Annotated in this window: 17 protein-coding genes; 5 read left to right on the top strand and 12 right to left on the bottom strand. The window is 66.9% G+C overall.

Going from position 1 to position 18,168, the window contains the following annotated elements:
• Positions 1-82 precede the first annotated feature (82 nt).
• From nagA to K6L26_RS22145, 3 genes are read right to left on the bottom strand one after another with little or no spacing between them, the layout of a single operon-like run.
• Positions 83-1,228 (bottom strand): N-acetylglucosamine-6-phosphate deacetylase, encoded by a 1,146-nt coding sequence (gene nagA, locus K6L26_RS22135; protein ID WP_221851531.1) that lies wholly within the window; start codon positions 1,226-1,228, stop codon positions 83-85.
• Entirely contained in the window at positions 1,229-2,014 is a 786-nt protein-coding gene (nagB, locus tag K6L26_RS22140; RefSeq protein ID WP_221851533.1) for a glucosamine-6-phosphate deaminase, read from the bottom strand. It abuts the gene before it with no gap.
• Positions 2,015-2,485 (bottom strand): PTS sugar transporter subunit IIA, encoded by a 471-nt coding sequence (locus tag K6L26_RS22145; protein WP_221851534.1) that lies wholly within the window; start codon positions 2,483-2,485, stop codon positions 2,015-2,017.
• Between the two features lie 135 nt (positions 2,486-2,620).
• On the opposite strand from K6L26_RS22145, the gene K6L26_RS22150 reads away from it, so the two are divergent.
• On the top strand, positions 2,621-4,192 hold the full coding sequence (locus K6L26_RS22150) for a PTS transporter subunit EIIC (RefSeq protein ID WP_221851536.1): 1,572 nt from the start codon (positions 2,621-2,623) through the stop codon (positions 4,190-4,192).
• Between the two features lie 8 nt (positions 4,193-4,200).
• Here the strand turns inward: K6L26_RS22150 and K6L26_RS22155 are convergent, their stop codons facing one another.
• From K6L26_RS22155 to K6L26_RS22180, 6 genes are all read right to left on the bottom strand, one after another.
• Positions 4,201-4,602, bottom strand: a complete 402-nt coding sequence (locus tag K6L26_RS22155; RefSeq protein WP_221851538.1) for a hypothetical protein — start codon at positions 4,600-4,602, stop codon at positions 4,201-4,203.
• Complete coding sequence (locus K6L26_RS22160) at positions 4,599-5,264, bottom strand: hypothetical protein (protein WP_064899821.1); 666 nt, start codon at positions 5,262-5,264, stop codon at positions 4,599-4,601. Before K6L26_RS22160 ends, K6L26_RS22155 begins: the two co-directional genes overlap by 4 nt.
• Positions 5,265-5,337: 73 nt before the next feature.
• A complete protein-coding gene (locus K6L26_RS22165; RefSeq protein WP_064899819.1) occupies positions 5,338-5,892 on the bottom strand; it encodes a chorismate mutase in 555 nt (184 codons plus the stop codon).
• A complete protein-coding gene (locus tag K6L26_RS22170; protein ID WP_221851540.1) occupies positions 5,892-6,920 on the bottom strand; it encodes an LmeA family phospholipid-binding protein in 1,029 nt (342 codons plus the stop codon). The genes K6L26_RS22165 and K6L26_RS22170 overlap by 1 nt, the downstream gene beginning before the upstream one ends.
• A gap of 62 nt (positions 6,921-6,982) precedes the next feature.
• Complete coding sequence (locus tag K6L26_RS22175) at positions 6,983-8,149, bottom strand: hypothetical protein (RefSeq protein WP_221851541.1); 1,167 nt, start codon at positions 8,147-8,149, stop codon at positions 6,983-6,985.
• Positions 8,142-9,092: a metal-dependent hydrolase gene (locus K6L26_RS22180; protein WP_019345951.1), complete on the bottom strand. Its 951-nt coding sequence runs from the start codon at positions 9,090-9,092 to the stop codon at positions 8,142-8,144. The genes K6L26_RS22175 and K6L26_RS22180 overlap by 8 nt, the downstream gene beginning before the upstream one ends.
• Positions 9,093-9,223: 131 nt before the next feature.
• On the opposite strand from K6L26_RS22180, the gene K6L26_RS22185 reads away from it, so the two are divergent.
• Entirely contained in the window at positions 9,224-9,841 is a 618-nt protein-coding gene (locus tag K6L26_RS22185) for a TetR/AcrR family transcriptional regulator (protein WP_019345952.1), read from the top strand.
• Here the strand turns inward: K6L26_RS22185 and K6L26_RS22190 are convergent.
• Together K6L26_RS22190 and K6L26_RS22195 are read right to left on the bottom strand one after the other, a co-directional pair.
• On the bottom strand, positions 9,786-10,799 hold the full coding sequence (locus K6L26_RS22190) for an alpha/beta fold hydrolase (protein WP_221851543.1): 1,014 nt from the start codon (positions 10,797-10,799) through the stop codon (positions 9,786-9,788). The genes K6L26_RS22185 and K6L26_RS22190 overlap by 56 nt on opposite strands.
• Before the next feature lie 18 nt (positions 10,800-10,817).
• Positions 10,818-12,578: an N-acyl-D-amino-acid deacylase family protein gene (locus K6L26_RS22195; protein WP_221851545.1), complete on the bottom strand. Its 1,761-nt coding sequence runs from the start codon at positions 12,576-12,578 to the stop codon at positions 10,818-10,820.
• A gap of 99 nt (positions 12,579-12,677) precedes the next feature.
• Here K6L26_RS22195 and K6L26_RS22200 point away from each other — a divergent pair, with 99 nt between their 5' ends.
• Genes K6L26_RS22200 through K6L26_RS22210 form a run of 3 tightly spaced genes read left to right on the top strand, consistent with a single transcriptional unit; the run spans position 12,678 to position 16,424 of the window.
• Complete coding sequence (locus tag K6L26_RS22200; RefSeq protein WP_221851547.1) at positions 12,678-14,009, top strand: aromatic ring-hydroxylating oxygenase subunit alpha; 1,332 nt, start codon at positions 12,678-12,680, stop codon at positions 14,007-14,009.
• On the top strand, positions 14,006-14,635 hold the full coding sequence (locus K6L26_RS22205; RefSeq protein WP_019345956.1) for a TetR/AcrR family transcriptional regulator: 630 nt from the start codon (positions 14,006-14,008) through the stop codon (positions 14,633-14,635). Before K6L26_RS22200 ends, K6L26_RS22205 begins: the two co-directional genes overlap by 4 nt.
• Positions 14,636-14,693: 58 nt before the next feature.
• The gene (locus tag K6L26_RS22210; protein WP_221851549.1) at positions 14,694-16,424 is read left to right on the top strand and encodes a hypothetical protein; all 1,731 of its coding nucleotides are present in this window, start codon (positions 14,694-14,696) and stop codon (positions 16,422-16,424) included.
• 3 nt (positions 16,425-16,427) lie between these two features.
• On the opposite strand, the gene K6L26_RS22215 is transcribed toward K6L26_RS22210, so the two are convergent.
• Entirely contained in the window at positions 16,428-17,834 is a 1,407-nt protein-coding gene (locus K6L26_RS22215; RefSeq protein WP_084676660.1) for a glycoside hydrolase family 183 protein, read from the bottom strand.
• Positions 17,835-18,168 lie beyond the last annotated feature (334 nt).

The raw sequence follows: 18,168 nt of genomic DNA on the forward strand, positions 1-18,168 counted from the left end.
GCGGTCATTCACGCCCGCCGCAACACGAATTATTCCCTCAGAAAAGACTTCTCGGGCAGCATGAGCTTCCGCGCACAGCAGCCTAAGCCACCGATTCCGGCTCCCACACCCCTCGGCGCATCACTGCGCTGACCGTCAGATCGGCATCCAATACCACGAGATCGGCTGCGGCACCGGGGATCAGCCCGTCGCAGGGAAGCCCCAGCGCCCGCGCCGGGTTGAGCGAGGCCTGACGTACGGCCAGCTGCAGCGCCTCGTCGCGGGGCAAACCGCAATGGGCCACGGCGAATCGGACTACTCGGTCCATGGTCGCGGTGCTGCCGGCGATGGTGTCGGTGCCCCCGACGAACGCGACCCCGTCCACCACGTCGACCTGCACCGGCCCCAGGAGATAACGGCCGTCGGACATACCGGTGGCCGCCATCGCGTCGGTGATCAGCGAAACGCGATCCGGGCCCGCCGAACGCGTGACGTGCCGGTAGATGGCCGGATCGAGGTGGACCCCGTCGGTGATGAGTTCAACGGTGACGGACGGGTCTTCGAGTAGCGCGATAACCGGACCCGGCTCACGCCGGTCGATCGGGCGCATGGCGTTGAACAGGTGGGTGCCCACCGTGGCGCCGGCCGCGATCGCGGCGCGAGTCTGTTCGTAGGTCGCCTCGGTATGCCCGACGGCGACCACCACGCCGGCGTCCACCAACTGCCGGATCGCGGCGAGCGCACCGGCACGTTCTGGCGCGATCGTGACCATCCGGATCGTTCCCGCGGCGGCCGCCAGCAGCCGCTCGATCTCGGCAGCATCCGGGTCACGCATCAGGGCAGGTTGATGCGCCCCGCACCGCACGGTCGACAACCACGGGCCCTCGAGGTGGATTCCGTCGATCTGCCCGGCCCGAACCGCCTCGGCGAGCGCTCCCACCTGACGCAACAGATCGTCCGGGCCGGCGGTGACCAGGGAGGCGATCATCGTGGTCGTACCGTGCCTGCGGTGCAGTGCCACCGCCGCCGCCGTGTCGGACTCCGAGGCGACGGAGAAGCTTCCGCCGCCACCCCCGTGCACATGGGTGTCGACGAAACCCGGCACCACCGTCACCGAGCCGAGGTCACGATCGGCGGGCCGGGGCGGGGAGCCCCTACCCAACGCCTGCACCACGGGACCCGACACCTCGAACCACCCGGGCTGCAACAGATCCGCGCCCGTGTACAGCCTGTCGGCGGTCAGCAGCATTCAGAGCCCCTGCCAATCCGGCTTCGAGCGGTACGTCTCGCGGTAGTAATCGACAAGCTGAAGCCGTTGCGCCGCAGCAGCATCCAGCAAAACAGTGACATGCGGGTGGTGCTGCAGGATGGTCGCCGGCCACATGGCGCTCACCGCCCCCTCGACGAGATGGTGCACAGCTTCGGCCTTGCCCCGGCCGAGCGCCACCAGGACGATGTGCCGGGCCGCCATGATGGTGGCCAAGCCCTGGGTCAGGCAATGCGTCGGGACTGCGTCGAGGTCGTCCCCGAAGAACCTCGCGTTGTCGAGGCGCGTCTGCCGCGTCAACGTCTTGATGCGGGTGCGTGAGGCGAGCGAGGACCCCGGCTCGTTGAAGGCAATGTGCCCGTCGGTGCCGATGCCGACGATCTGCAGATCGACCCCACCGGCAGCGCGAATGGCGTCCTCATATGCCGCACACGCCGCCGGAATGTCGGTCGCCAGGCCGTCGGGCCCCCGCACGGCGTCCGGGGCGAAGTCGACGCGTGAAACGAACACGGTGTCGATCACGTTGCGGTAGCGCTCCGGATGGTCGGCGGGCAGGCCGACGTATTCGTCGAGCGTGAACGCCCTGGCATGGCGGAAGGAGATCCGCCCGGCGGCGTACCGTGCGGCCAATTCGTCGTAGACCGCCAGCGGTGACGAGCCGGTGGCGAGGCCGAGGACCGCGTCGGGTTTGCGGTCGAGCAGCACGCCGATGGCGTCGGCAGCCACGCCGCCGATGGTGGCCGCGTCGGGCAGGATGACGACTTCCATCTACTTTCTCGCCGTGAAAAGCTCTGCGCCCGAGTCGATATCGCCTCCCGCGAGCACCGCAGCGGCTACGGTCACGTTGCCGGATTCGCGCTCGTCCATGACCACGACAGGAACGATCGGATCAAGGCCCTTCGCCTCGACGGCAGGGACGTCGTAGGTGACGATCACCTGGCCGACGGCGACCTCATCCCCCTGACTCACGTGGATGGTGAAGCCTTCGCCGTTCAGTGCGACGGTATCCAACCCTAGGTGGACCAGGACGCCGACGTTGTCGGAGGTCATGATGACGTAGGCATGCGGCATCAGCTTCAGCAGCTTGCCCCCGACCGGGGCGATCGCCTCCACCACGCCGCGCGGCGGGTCCACCGCCGCGCCGTACCCCACCATGCCCGCTGAGAACACGGGATCGGGAACGTCGTGGAGTGCTACCGCGCGCCCGGCGACCGGTGCGAGTACTCGCGTCAAGCTCACTGTGGTGGCTCCTTTTCTCGATTCCCCACAATACGAGTGCGACCGCAAGACGGCCGCGGGTTCGCGGGTTCTCGTCTAAGCTTCCGCACAGCTTTACGGCGGTTCGCGCCGGGTGGTCAGGAGGGCAGTGGGTCGATGAGCGGTACGCCGAAACCCGAAGGTACACAGGAGAAGTCCGGCCTGAACATACCCGCTTTCGCGCAACTGCAGCGGCTCGGCAAGAGCCTCATGCTGCCCATCGCGGTGTTGCCGGCCGCAGGCATCCTGCTGCGGCTGGGCCAACCCGACCTGCTGGGCCGCATCGAGTCCCCCGTCATCGGGCCGTTCTTCAAAGCGATGAGCGCAGCCGGCGACGCCCTGTTCACCAATCTGCCCCTGCTCTTCGCCGTCGGTGTCGCGATCGGTTTCGCCCGCAAGGCCGACGGCTCGACGGCTCTGGCCGCGGTGGTCGGCTACCTGGTGATGTCCGCGGTGTTCAAGACCATGTCGCCCATCGTACTGGCCGGCGAGGTGGACAAGGCCGGCGATCAGGCCCAGATCAACTACAGCGTGTTCGCCGGCATCGTGGTGGGTCTGGTGACGGCGTGGCTGTTCGACCGCTACCACACCATTCAATTACCTTCCTATCTCGGCTTTTTCGGAGGACGCCGATTCGTTCCGATCGTGGTGTCCCTGGCGAGTTTGTTCATCGCCTTCCTGATGAGCTACTTCTATCCGATCTTCGACGCGGGCCTGACCGGCCTGGGCCGGTTCATCGGCGGCAGTGGCGCGCTCGGCGCATTCGTGTACGGGTTCGCCAACCGCATGCTGATTCCCTTGGGGCTACACCACATCCCGAATTCCTACGTGTGGTTCATCTACGGCGACTACCAGACCGCCGACGGCGACGTGGTGACCGGTGAGCTCACCCGGTTCGCGGCAGGCGACCCGTCCGCGGGCATTCTCACCTCGGGCTTCTATCCCGTCCTGATGTTCGGATTGCCCGCCGCGGCCCTGGCGATGATCCTCGCCGCCAAGAGGAAGCAGCGCAAAGTTGCGTTCGGAATTCTCTCCGCGGCCGCGCTGACGGCGTTTTTGACCGGCGTGACCGAACCGCTGGAGTTCGCGTTCATGTTCGTGGCATTCCCGCTCTACGTAATCCATGCGCTCTTGACGGGGCTGTCCCTGGCGATCGCCTACCTGCTCGACATCCACCTGGGCTTCTCGTTCTCGGCCGGGCTCCTCGACCTACTGCTCTACGGCGGTGCGCCCGCGGCGCACAACATCTGGCTCCTGATCGCGATGGGCGTGGTGTTCTTCGCCATCTACTTCTTGTTGTTCTACGTCGCGATCACGAAGTGGAACATGCGCACCCCCGGACGCGAACCCGAGTCCGAATTCGAAGCGGAGGAGCAGGCCAACCTCGACGAGGGCACCGATTCCGCGACCGCCGTCGCCGCCGGCGGCACCGGCACCCTCGCCGCGCCTGCGCGGGCCGAAACCCAGGCTGAGCAGATCATCGCCGCATTCGGGGGCCGGGAGAACCTGGTCAATGTCGACGCCTGCATCACCCGGCTGCGCATGGAGGTCGCCGACAACAGCAAGGTCGACCAGGATCGGCTCAAGGCCCTGGGAGCCGCGGGCGTGATCGAGGTCGGCAACAGCGTTCAAGCGGTGTTCGGCACCAATTCCGAAGCCCTGAAGAACGCCATTGCCGACAGCTTGTAGACCCGGCCTCAGACCGACAGCAGGCGCTGGAAGAAATCGCGGTAGCGCGTGAGAGCTACCCGAAGGTCTTCCGTCGAGGCCTCCTCGCCACGCGACCATTGCGCCTCGAGCCGAGATCGGGTGTCGGCGAAGCTCACCGTGAGCTCTTCGACGACTTCGGCCACCAAGTTGTCCGCTTTCTGCACCGACTCTTTGGGATTGTCGACGAAGGCCGCCTGAACATCATTCCAACGCGAGTGCAGTCCCGAGCGATGCTCGTCGGCGAACAACAACGTGTTGTCCTCGTTCGACGTCTGAGCCTCATCCGGCCCGGGATCCGCCTCCCGGACCACCGCTGCGGGGTCCGGCTCCCGGGACTCGCCCATGTCCTCCGGCCGGGCGGTCGTCGCGTGTTCTTCGTGGGTGGTCATGCCCGCGCCTCCTTCGTCGAATCCGTACCGGCTTCGTTCGTGCCGGCCTCGGGCCCGGCGGCGTCACGCTGGGCCGGGATGTCATGTTGAGCCTGAGTGTCCGGCGCGGTTCGAGCCTCGGGCACCGCGCCGACCAGCTGCTCGAACAGCGCGCGGTAGTGCACGATCGCCTCACGTTGCGCCTCGGTGCCGATCTCGCCCTGATCCTGCGCAAGGCGCAGGATGTGTGCGGCGCGATAGTGCTCGACCACCTTGGGATGGTCGACCGAGACGTCGGCCGCGCGCTGCTCGAAATCGTCTATCGGATAACCGCGTTCGCGCATGACCTCGGTCACCAGTCGATCCGCCTCGCCGACCGATTTCGACGGATCGTCGACAAATCCCGCCTGGGTCTGACTCCACGCCTCGATGTATCGCGTCCGGGATTCCGGCGGTAACTCTTTGATCTTCAGCTTGTTGTGTTTGCGTTCGCGGGCAAGTAGTTCTCGTTCCGCGGCGCGCTGTCCGCCCGCCGCTTCGACGGCGTGCTCGTACTCCGGCCCGAACTGTTCCCTGAGCCGTTCACTGCGCTTCTGACGCATCATCGCTGCGCCCACGATTACGGCGAGCAGCACGATCACCACGGCGACCACGACGATGACGATCCAACTCCATGTAGGCATTTCCTGACCTCCTGCGGCGATGGATACCCGCGCAGGGTCTACAGAAACGTCAATACTCGGATGTGGCCAGTGGTCAGCGGCAATAGGACCGGGTGGCGCGCTCCAGCGCCCGCCGATACAGCGGATCCAGCGCGCGCGCCGCGGACACCCCGTCGACGGCGCTCGCCAGGTCGGCTGGACATGATGGCGAGTGCAAGGTCGACCACTGATCGGCGATCTCGTCCACCATCGTGCGGTTGAGCCCGTCGATGGCGGTTCTCGACGCGGCCAGGTCGGGGGCACTCGCCGGAGCAGCGGCCGGGTCCAGCTTCCAGTGCGAGAACAGCCCGTACTCCACCGCGACCGTCGCGTCGATCTGATCCCGGAAGACGTCGCGCACATAGCCCGGATCGATGTGCCGGTTGTCGGCCTGGGCGGCGGTGGCGTCGATGACCTGTTGTTCCCGGCGCGGATCCTCGATCGCACCGCCGCTGCGGAACTTGTTGGCCGCCACCGGATCCGCTGTCTGCAGTCGCTGGGCGGCGGCGTCGACCAGTGGCAGCAGCGGACTGGGATCCTGCGCGCGGGCGACAGGTGCGGGCATCACCGCCAGCGTCAGCACAGCCGCCACGGTGAACCGGATACCCATCAGAGCTTGGCGAAGCAGGCGTCGTCGGATTCGTCGTTGGGAATGGACGCATTCTGGCTGGAGAACTTGCCCACCACCCCGGTGTCGGTCACCGCCACGCTGTCCGCGTGGATGCCCAGCGGGTAGGCGTCGTTCAGCTTGGTCGTGAGGCCGTCGAGGGCGGCCTGCACGGTGTCCTTCTCGAACGGCCCGCTGACGTCGGTGATCTGCAGATCGAGGTTGCCGTCGTTCACCACCGGCTTCGCCGTCACCCTGGTGTCACCTACTGCCTCCAGCGTGATGGTGCCCGCGGCCGGGTCCGTGCTGACGTCGGAGACAAGTGCGCCGACGCCCGGCAGGTTCTCGGCGACCGTGTCCTTGATACCGGCCGACGTCCAACTCAGCGTGGCGCTCAACGATCCGATGGTGCCTTTGGAATCGTCGGTGCCCTGCAACCGGATGTCGGACAGCGCCACATCCGCTGTCATGCCCTTGGCGGCCTGCACCCGCTTACCGGCCGTCTCCACCGAGATGTTGGTGTAGTGACCGGTGAGGTGCTGCCACAGGAACGGCGGCTTCACACCGAACGAGACGGAGGCGTTGTCCTCCACGACGCACTCGGCGACCGCGACGAGTACCGAGCCCGCCTTGTGCCGGGCATACAGTTCTCCGCCGGTCAAGCCGATCACCACGAGTGCGACGACGATCACCGCGCCAAGAATGACCGCCTGCGGACTGCGCCACCGCGAGGCCGGCTTCGACGGCTCGGGCTGCGCGGCTCGCGGCGCGGCCGGGGGCTGAGTCGGTGGCGGCGCCGCCGGCCGAGGAGGCACCGGTGGACGGCCCCGCATGATCTTCTCGGTCGCGGCCTCCGGGGGAACGAATTTCTCGGTCGCGGGCTCAGCCCGCTGAGGACGGGCCCGGATCTGTTCGGTGGGCGCCTCGGCCCGCCGTGGACGGGCCAGCCGCCGGGTGACCGGGTCAGGCGGCGGCACAGGGCCCCGGCCGCGCCGGCCGGGGTCGCCGGGGTACTGCGGCGGTGACGGCACCTGGGCAATTCTGCCGCATCGCCGGGCCGGTCAGCGGGGTGCCGCGCCTGTGGATTCGCCCCTCATTCCGGGTTGCCTGCCGTGACCGATGGCAGCGCCTCGGGCTGTTGTTGCAGGCCGGCCGGATTTACGGTGGCCGCGGCAGCGATCGACAGTCCGGCGATCACCAGACAAATGACGGTGTAGACCAGGCTTCCGGTCGGGTCGCCTGCGGCGGTCACCCCGTCGGCCGCGCCGAAGTAGGCCGGCAACGCCGTCACCCACAGCACCGTCATGACCGCCAGGTACACCACGGCATAACGCAGGATGAGCGGGTTCGCATAGCGCGCGGTCGCGGGATCGCGATCCTTGCGCAGGGCCGACCACTGACCGAACAACACCGGGATGGCCACCACGGTGAGCACGACAAGCTCGGCGGCGTAGACGACTCCGCCCACCGACGTACTGCCCGAGATGGATGCGGCCAGGGTGGCGGGCAGAGGCAGCACCGCGGTGCCGATCGACGCCAGCACGCCGACGACGATGGTGCGGCCCAGGATCTGCAGCCCGGTGAAGGTCTTGCCCTCCTGGACGTGGCGACCGACGAACAGCTGGACGCAGAACGCGAGCGACATCGGCCAGAGCGCGGCGAACACCACCACGCTGGGCAGCGGCACGGAGTCGAAGAACGGCTGGTTCATCGGATGGTCCAGCGTCCACTCCCACCACCGCAGCTGCGGCCCGAGGTGGTCGAAGATCTCGTAGAACGCGTGGTGGACGAACCCGACGCAGATCGCGCCGACCAGGACACCGCGTCTGCGGAAAACCCCGAGGATCCGGACGATCTCGTAGGCCACCGTCGCCATCATCGGGTAGATCGCGACGATATACAGCGGCAACCGGCCCCACAGGAAGTCGACGGTGAACACGTTGTGGGCGAACATCGTGTCGACATGCTCGGCGATCCCGAACGCGCCGGGGAAATACAGCGGCGGTTCGATGATCAACAGATAGGCGATGGCACCGAACCACAGCACCAGATTGGTCGGATCGTTGTGCCGGCGCAGCCGCACGATCGCGTACACCAACGCGAGGATCGCACCGGCGATCACGGTGATCTCCAGCACCGGCAGCGTCCAGTTCTCCAGCCCGAACGGGTTGCGGAACTCGATCAGCCCGCCGGCGGTGTCACACGAAAAGCCCAGGCGCTGGGCCAGACCCGAGAACGTGGGGGTACACAGATCAGACATCGGCGGTGGTCGCTTTCTTCTCCGTGACCTGGCCCGCGGTGTACCACTGCGTGACCTCGTAACCGTCCTCGTAGCGCTGGAACCACTCGTCGGCCAACGCCGGCAGTTTTTCGTGTGCCGGATCGTGGCCCGGGATCTGACTGCGCACGACACCGGCCAGCGCGGTCAGCATCTCGCGCACCGGAAGGTGCGCGAACGCGTTCTCCACCGGTCCGTCATACGGGGTCTTGGTGAACGGAAGCTTTTGCAGCAGAGCCTTTTTCCGCGCCTGCATACCGAACATCGACATCGCGTCGATTTGGCGTTCCTCCAGTGGCACATGCTTGTTGAAGCCGTCGCAGGCCACCTTGAGCACGGCCCACACATGCTTGAAGACCGACGGCGCGACCCGCATCCGGTACCACGGATCGTCGGCCACCGCGTCGTAGATGATCAGCGCTGAGCTGCGGTGCTCGACCTCTTCGACGAAGTGCCACAGGAACAGTGACGCCACGCGGTCGTCCCCCGGAGCGAACAGCGTGTCGTCATGGTCGAGCATCAGCTTGAACACCGGCGTGAACGTCGCCTCCAGATCGGCGGTGTAGGCCAGCCGGTACTTCAGCGGGGTCTCGGCGGTCAGGTCGTCGAACGCCTTGACCACTTCGTCCAGGGTCTCCTTGAGGCCCGGGTAGGTCTTGATCAGGCCCTTGGCGTGCTGCCGGTGGGCCATCGCGTGCTGCCCCTCCTGCCGGACGAACGCCTGGGCCTCCTCGGCCACCGCGGGATCGGTGATGAACGGCATGGCCTCCGTGATCATGTGGCCGATCATCTTCTCGAAGGCGATGGCCAGGAACGACACCGCGTTGGCCATCGACGAGAACGCCGGGTTGGCCTCGTTCCACAGGTACGGGACGCGGTGGTCCGCGAACGCGAACCTCATCTTCCGCACGATCAGATCCGTCATCGCTGCCACCTCGCTTGTCCGAGCAATCATACAAAGAACACCTTGGTTGTATGATTACTACACGCAGCTGCGGCCCGTCAACGGCGGGGGGCGATATCCTGCAGGGATGCTGCTGGCCACGAACCCGGACCATGGCGCGTAGACGCGGCTGGGACGGGCGCCCGCCCGAAAGCGACGAGGAAGCCTCCGAACGGATCGTGGCCGCCGCGGTCCGGTTGATCGCCGAGACCGGCACCGGAATCAGCATCGCCGACGTCGCCGCATCCCTCGGCGTGATCCGCCAGACCGTGTACCGCTACTTCCCCACCGCCGAATCGCTGATGCACGCGGCGGCCATCGCCACGGTCGACGGCTTTCTCGACCGGCTCGCCGAGAGCGTCCGCGGCATCACCGACCCGGCCGAGGCGATGACCGAAGGCGTCATGTTCACCCTGGAGGAGGTCGCCCGCGTACCGCACCTGCGCATCATGCTGTCCGGGCCACAGGCCGCAGCCAGTTCGGTCAACGTCGCCTCCGACGAAGGCCAGGCGTTCGGCATGCGGATGATCACCCGCTTCGATGTCGACTGGGAGAAGTACGGATACGACGAGGCAGCCCTGCGCGAACTGGTGGAATTCACCCTGCGCACGATGCTGTCGTTCTTCGTCGCACCCAACGATCCCGCCCGAAGCCGAGAAGAGCTGCGCCGCTTCGTCAGACGGTGGCTGGGCGGATCGATCCTGGCGCAACCTGCCGATGGGAGGCGATGACATCGCCGAACACAGCCGGTACCAGCCGATTGAAGATGTCGGCGCGCTCCCATTGCAGGAAGTGACCGGCGCCCGGAACCACCAGCGGCCCGATGCGGTTGAGAAACGCGCGCTCGCAGCGAGGAACGAAATCCTCGCCGACCACATGATCGTCGGGGCCGTAGAGCACCAGGGTGGGCACCTCGACCGCGTCCATCAGCGGGATCTCGGACATGGCGCGCCCGTAGGCGAGCTGGTAGGACGCCCACCCGGCCCGTAGCCGTGCCTCGTCGGCGAAGGGCTCGGTCATGAAGTCCACGTCGGACTGGGCGAATGCGTAGGGCGAGCCCCACAGCCGATTGGTGTACATCGCGGCCACCCACTGCCGGCGCGCTTCGGGTGTGGGCAGCATCGCGGCGAGCTCGTCGGGAAAGGCGCCCTGCATCCAGCGATAGTCGCCGGTCGGGTCGGCCGCACCGGCGACGAATCCCGGATGCCGGGTCCCGATGCCCGAATAGTCGACGGCCATCGGCGGCACGGTGTTGAAAACACAGAAGCCCGTGACGAATCCGGGGAACCGGTGGATCAGGTCGGTGCTCACCACCGCGCCGACGTCGCTCGCCGCGATCAGGCAGGACTCATGGCCCAGCTGGTCATGCACCAGCGCGTACAGGTCGCGGGAGTAGGTGACGATGTCGTGTTGATCGTCGGGCGGGATCGCACTGTCCCCCATGCCGCGCAGGTCCGGCACGATCACTTCGAAGCCGGCCGCCGCCAGGGCCTCGATGTTGCGCCACCAGATGCGCTTGGTCTCGGGATAACCGTGCACCAGCAGAAGCGGCACCCCGCCGATGCCCTCCCGCGCGAAGGCCAGCGAAACCCCTTCGGCGACAACGGCAGTGTGGATGGTGAACGCGTCAGCGGCCGGTGCCGGAGGTTGCACCGGACGCTGACGCGGGTCGTAACGGAAATCCGCCATGGCGAAAGACCCTACAGATCAACGGGTCCCACGCACCAGGCGGCCGGGCCGGGCTCCGGTGTCCACACCGTGGCGGCGCGTCACCGTGCCGCTGACGATCGTGGCATCGTAGCCACTCGCGCCCTGCACCAACCGCTTTCCGCCGGCCGGCAGGTCATACGCCATCCGCGGCGCGTGCAAGGTCAGCGCGTCGAGGTCGATGACGTTGACGTCGGCCTTCTTGCCCACGCTGATCACGCCGCGGTCAGACATGCCGTAGAGCTGCGCGGTGTCGTGTGACTGCTTGCGGATCACATACTCCAGCGGCAGCTTCTCGCCGCGATGACGGTCACGAGCCCAATGTGTGAGCAGGAACGTCGGATAAGAGGCGTCGCAGATCATGCTGCAGTGCGCGCCGCCGTCGGACAGGCCGAGCACTCCGGCCGGATGAGTGAGCATCTCGCGGATCGCGTCGTGGTTGCCGTCGGAGTAGTTGAACATCGGATACATCAACATGGCACCGGCGTTGGCCTCGAGCATCAGGTCGTACATCGCCGCCAGCGGGTCCAGCCCACGTTGCTCGGCGATCGCCGCGACCGTGCGCTCGTCGGTCGGTTCGTAATCCGGCGGTTCGCCGATGTGGTACAGCCGGTTCGCCGCGTTCTGGGCGAGCATGAACATTCCGTCGAAGAGCTTGGTCGGATCGATCGGCAGGTCTTCCTCGGCCAGGATCGCCGCCCGAACCTTCGGATCCGCGAGCCGCTCGGCCAGCTCTTCGCGGGTGCATTCGGCCTGCAGGCGCCGGTAGGTCGGACGGTGAGTGAAAGCATGGTGGCCGGGGAAGCCCAGCAGCATGCCGAACGGCCGCGCCGCCACCTGCGGGAACAACCGGCTACCGGCCTGATGCGCCGCGGCCGACAGCTCCAGCTGTTCCCGCCACAGATTCGGGTCGGCGTCGACCTGGATGAGGGCGAAGCTGAGCGCGCAGTCGATCTCCTCGCCGAGCCGGCGCATCCAGTCGAGTTCCGTCTTGGGTGCGACGATATCCTCACCGGCAGCACCCTGCGGGGCGAGCTCGAACACGGCCGCACCTCCGGCGGCGGTGGCCCGGCCGAGGGCGAACAACTCGTCCTCGGCGGCGAAGGTACCCGGCACCGGCTCGCCGTCCATGGCCCGGTGCGCCAACGTTCGTGACGACGAAAAGCCGAGCGCGCCTGCCTCGATGGCCTCCTGGACCAACTCGGCCATGGCCTTGATGTCGTCGGGTGTCGCCGGCTCGTTGCGGGCGCCGCGTTCGCCCATCGCGTATGCGCGTACGGCACCGTGGGCGATCTGCGTTCCCATGTCGACGGCCAGTTCGCGCTTTCCGATCACGTCCAGGTACTCGCCGAAGGTCTCCCAGCCCCAGGTGATGCCCTCGGTCAGGGCCGTACCCGGGATGTCCTCGACACCCTCCATCAGCTTGATCAGCCAGTCCTCCTGGCCGGGACGCACGGGCGCGAAGCCGACCCCGCAGTTGCCCGCCACCACGGTGGTGACGCCGTGGTTGCTGGACGGTTCGAGCACGGCATCCCAGGAGACCTGGCCGTCGTAGTGAGTGTGGATATCGACGAAGCCCGGAGCGACGATCTTGCCTGTGGCATCGATGGTTTCGGCTGCGTCACCGGCCAGAGTCGGGTCATTCGGACCCCGACGGTGCACTTCGACGATCTTGCCGTCCTTGATCGCGACGTCGGCGGTGAACCGGTCGGCACCGGTCCCGTCGACCACGGTGCCGCCGGTGATTTTGAGATCGAACACGTTTCTGCTCCCTTGAGGCGTTCAGGCCGCTACGGTCGCAATGTAACACCGTTACATTGCGACCGTAGCGAGATTGTCTTTCTCAGCGGGAGGCGTTCCATGACCCACAGCTCAACCGACATGCACCGACGGGCTGACGCGATCGGCGATCCACCGACTCGGCCCACCATGGTCCCCGCCCATCGCTACATCTCGCCGGCGTTCGCGCAGCTCGAGATGGAACGTATGTGGCCGCGGGTGTGGCAGCAGGCCTGCACCGTCGACCACGTTGCCGAGCCAGGCGACTACTTCGAATACCGTTGCGGCCGCTATTCGGTGCTCATCGTCCGCGGGGACGACGGCGAGCTTCGTGCTTTCCAGAACGCGTGCCGCCACCGCGGCAACGCCCTGTGCACCGGCGCCGGGTCATCGCTGCGGGAACTGAAATGCGGCTATCACGGTTGGACCTGGGACCTGGCCGGGGCACTCAAGCGGATCCCGAACCGCAAGGGGTTCGGCACGGTGCACATGTCCGAATTTCCGCTGGCCCCCGTACAGGTCGACACCTGGGAGCGATTGGTCTTCGTCAACCTCGATCCCGATGCCATGCCCCTGACCGACTACCTGGAGGCGGTCCCCGGCGACATCGCCTGGTGCGGACTCGGCGACTTCCGTTGCTACGCAACGATGACCATCGACGTCGAGGCCAACTGGAAGACCATCGCCGACGGCTACAGCGAGACCTACCACGTCCAGACGCTGCACCCGGAACTGCACCGGTGCATGGACGATGTGTACGCGCCGCAGACGATCTGGGGCCACACGGGCAAATCCGAATCCCGCTACGGAGTTCCGAGCCCACGACTGGCCGGAGCACTGAGCGACGAAGAGGTGTGGGACGCCTACGTACTCACCCAGGGCGCCTTGATGGGCATGGCCGAGGGCACGCCGTTCCCGTCCGAGCGGCAGGCCCCCGGCCAGTCGGTGGCCGATGTGATCGCGGCCCAGATAAGGGATTTCGCAGCCGGACGCGGCGTCGATATCGGCTGGGCCAGCACCGACCAGGTGATGTGCCTGCACCAGTACAACGTCTTCCCCAACCTGACCCTGCTGGCCAGTGCCGATCATCTGACGGTGATGACCTCGTTGCCCGGGCCTGATCCCGACCGCGGCCAGCTGGTGATGACCCTGATGACCCGCATGCCGGCGCAGGCACCGCGGGTCACGCCGACCGACGTCCGGATGAGCGCCGACGAGGCCCACCCGGGCGTGGTGATGAGCCAGGACATCGCCGTGTTGACGGGCCTGCAGCGCGGTCTGCACCAACCGGGCTTCACCCACCTGGTGCTGTCGGCCGAGGAGCGCAGAATCATCAACATGCACCGCAACCTCGAGCGCTATCTCGACCTGGCCGAAGCCGAACGCATTTGCGAGGCGGAAGCCGGCGGATGAGCCCCAAGGCAAAGCCGATCGACGCCGACGTCATCCTCGACGCGGCGGCTGCCCTCATCGAATCCGACGGGGTCGAAGCATTCTCGATGCGCGCGCTGGCTGAGCGGATCGGCGTAGCCGTCACCTCGATCTACTGGCATGTCGGCGGCCGTGATGCGCTGTTCGACAGCCTGGTCGACCGGTTGGTCGCCGAGATGGCCGGCCTCCCCATGGAAGGCGACACTCCCGTGAACCGGATCGCTGCGCTGGCCCGCAACCAGCGCCGGCTGCTGATCCGCCGCCAGCATCTGTTGGCCATCGCCCACGAACGCGATCGCACGCCGACCTTGTTCCTGCCGGTCCAGCAGAAACTCGCCGCCGAACTGGCCCGCGCGGGCGTCACCGGCGACCGCGCCGCGCTGGTGTTGCGGGCCGTGCAGGTGCACGTGACCGCCTCTGCGGTGATGTTGTTCTCGGCCGTGCGGGGCCCGCGACATCAGGAGGAGGATCCGTCCCTGTGGACCGCGGACTGGCCGGATCAGGCGCTCGTCGCTGCCCTGCAATCCCCCACCGACTACGACGCGGTCTTCGAATACGGCCTCGACGCAATGCTGGCCCCACTGGGACGGGTTGTGAGCAGTTGGTGATGTTGTTGGTCAGCGTTGGATACAGGGGTTTGTCGGACCTATCCGCGACACTGGCGCTATGACCCATCGCAGGCTTCGCCAGTGGCGTGGGGTGGTGCCGGTGGCTGTGCCGTCGGGGGTGGCGGTCACGACGCGGTTGCGTACCACGGTCGATGAGGACCGGGTGTTGGATGCGGTGGCCGGTCATGTGGGTAGGTTGCGGCGGGCCGATCTGGCCGCGGCCTCGCGGCCGGTACCGGTGGATGCGGGGTTGGATGCTGATGAGCGGCCGACGGTGCGGCGTGCCCGGCTCAATGCCCGCAAGCGGCGGTTGACCACCGAGTCGTCGTCGCGGTGGGCCAGCGCGATCATCGCCGGCAACGATGACCAGTACCGCCTGGCCCGCGACGCCCAGTACCGCCACATCTGCGGGTTACGGTCGGCGATCACCACTATCGAGACCCGCCTGGCCGCCCCCACCGTCGACACCCTCAGCGTCAGTGAACGCCAAGCCGCCCGCACGGCGCGTCGTGAAGCCAAGGCGGTCAAAGGGTATGCGAGCCAGGCGGAACGGTTTCAGAAGCAGCGTCGGCTGCAGCATCTACAGGCCGAGCTGGCCCGGGCCGAACACGATCGGGCCGCGGGGGTCGTGCATGTGGTGCAGGGCGGTAAACGCCTGGCCAAGACCCGCCATCACCTCGATGCGGCCGGGTTGACCATCCAGCAGTGGCGTCAACGGTGGGATGCGGCGCGGTGGCGGCTCACCGCCAACGGATCCCCCGACGAACCGTTCGGCAACCTGACCATCACCATCACCCCGGCCGGCCAGGTCAGTATCCGGTTGCCGAAACCGTTGGAACACTTGGCCAACGCACCGCGGGGCCGGTTCGTGCTGTCGGGGTTGGCGGTGTTTTCTCACCGCGGCGAGCAGTGGGCGGAGCGGATCACCGGCGGCCATTCGATTTCCTACACGCTTACCCGCCGGCCCGGCCGCGCCGGGGTGTATGTGACGGGGTCGTGGGCGCTGCCGGCGCTGCCGTACTGGGCCGGCCGCGACGACGGCACCACCGCCGGCACCGCCGCTGGGGATGACGTGTATGCCGAGGGCCCGGTGGTGGGGGTCGATCTCAACGACGGACACCTCGCGGTCCGCCGGTTGGATGCGCACGGCAATCCGGTCGGCGCCGCTAAGCGCATCGACATCGACCTCACCGGGGCCTCGACGCGGCGTGACGCCCGGGTGCGCCACGCCATCACCCGGTTGTTGCACTACTCGCGCCGGTATGGCATCACCACGATCGCGGTCGAAAACCTCACCTTCGCCGATGCCCGGGCCACCGGCCGGGAAACCATGGGCCGCGGCACACGCGGGAAACGGTTCCGCAGAACTGTCGCCGGGATTCCGACCGCGGTGTTCCGCAACCGACTCACGGCGATGGCCACCACTGCGGGTATCAACCTGTACGGGGTCAATCCGGCCTACAGCAGTATCTGGGGCGCCCAACACTGGCAGCACCCCTACCGCAACGTCACCCGGCACCAGGCAGCGGCCACGGTGATCGGGCGTCGCGCCCAAGGCTTTTCGGCCCGGCGTCGGAAAGGTGTGACACCACAACGACCAGAGGATCGTGCGGTGAGAGCTACCAACCAGACCGAGCCAAAAAGCCGCACGGCGAGCACTGGTAGCCGACACGAGCCAGGGACTCGGGTAACCACATCCCGCCGCCCCAGCTCGACACGAACACGGCAATCGGGCCGGGCAACCGTTATCCCGGCACAGTTGGCCAACAACGGCCAACTCCAGATGTAACGGTCAGGGCAGCACGGTCTTCATCAGCATGACGTTGTAGGCCGACCACAGCGACAGGTTGTAATACAGCTCTTTACCCGTCGACCACGGATGTAGGTACGGGGCATAGATGCCGCCCGGAATCTGCGATGACGGCGCGATCAGCTGCTCGGGGCCCCACGGCCCCTGCGGGGCCGGCGCGGTCCGCATCACGACGTCGTTGGCGCCGTTGCCGTACAGCACCAGGTACTGCTTGAGATACGTGTTGTACTGGGCCGACATTTCACTCACCGGACCGGGAATGACCGGTGTCGCCGCGGCCGGGTTGCCCGGCACCCAGGCGTTGTTGTCGGCGTTGAAGTATTCGTACTTCGTGAGGTCCGGGATGAAGGCCGGCGACACCCGCGCGATATACGCCGAGCCGCCGCGCCCGTTCGGAGTCCCGAACGTGTAGATGTAGGGATCACCCGGGCCCGGCTTGAGGAAAGCGCCCATCTGGAAGTTCTCGTTGCCGCCGCCGGGTGTGCGGATGGTGCCCGGGTAGACACCCCAGTTCTCACCGTTGTCCGGGGACATGGCGATCGCCGAGAAGTTGGTCGACCATGCACCGGGGCTGTCCCAGTTCCGGATCGACATGAAGTTCAGATACTGATTGCGCCCGACCGCGATGCCCGCCGTCGGAATGATTCCGGTCTCCTCCGGCGCTCGGCCGATGCTGTTGATGATCTGCTTCGAAATCCCTTGACGCCACACCGGCGAGCCGGAGTACCTGTTGGCCACCACCCCGTCGGGTACGGCGATGGTGCGCGACAGCGATCCATCCTGGCTGCGGAACAACGCGTTGTATCGCCACTGCTTGCCGGGGATGCCGCAGTATCCGTTCGTATCACCGAAGGCCATCAGCACCTGGCGGTTTACCGGGTCGCCGTTGTCCCACATGATTCCGAGGTCGGTTCCGGTGATGGCGAAGCGCTTGATCGTCTGGTTGGGACTGTCGGGGCCGGTGACCCATCCGACGATCGACGTGCCCGGGGGCGCACCCGGCGCCGGTTGCGCAGCCGGTGCCGGCGCGGGAGCCGCGGCCGGAGCGGGGGCCGGCTGTGCCACATTCGGGACCGGCTGGGCGCCACCAGGATTGGGGGCCGGCACCACCGCGGCCTTCTGCCTGACCTGACCAGTGTTCGGGATCAGGGCCTTGAGGATGGCCAACGGCAGCTGTCCGAGTCGCGGCAAGGGGGCCTGGTCGTTGGCTCCGACCGGCTTATGGCCGATCGGACGGTTTAGCGGGGCCAGCCGGGAGGGCTTGGGGATCTGAAAGGCCTGATGCGGAAGGGGTTGCGCGGCCGCAGCAGCGCCTTCGCAGGGTTCGGCCGAAGCCACGGGGGCCACTCCGACGGCGACGACAAGTCCGATCGCGGCAGCCGCTGCCATCGTCGAAGCACCTCGAGGATGTCGCGACATGTCACACCTTCCCAATGCAGGGACGTCGGCATGACGTCACCGTTGGCTGATGTGACGTTAGTGATCAATGTTGCCGATGTGACCGCTGATGCACCGAAAGGTACCGTCCCGTGACCGTGTCGCAACCGAGTGCGGCGTGTTGTGGTTACGGTGGGAGGTGGTGGAACTATCGAACCGAACGAGAGGGATCACCATGGCCGGAACATTCGATCCGAAAAAGGGCGGCAAGTTCGAGCCGACCACGAAGGCCAAGCCGCCGCCACCTCCGCGGCCCGGCGGCAACAAGAAGTAGTCAACGAAACTG

Origin of the sequence: Mycobacterium farcinogenes (assembly GCF_019739075.1) — a bacterium.
Taxonomy (GTDB): domain Bacteria; phylum Actinomycetota; class Actinomycetes; order Mycobacteriales; family Mycobacteriaceae; genus Mycobacterium; species Mycobacterium senegalense.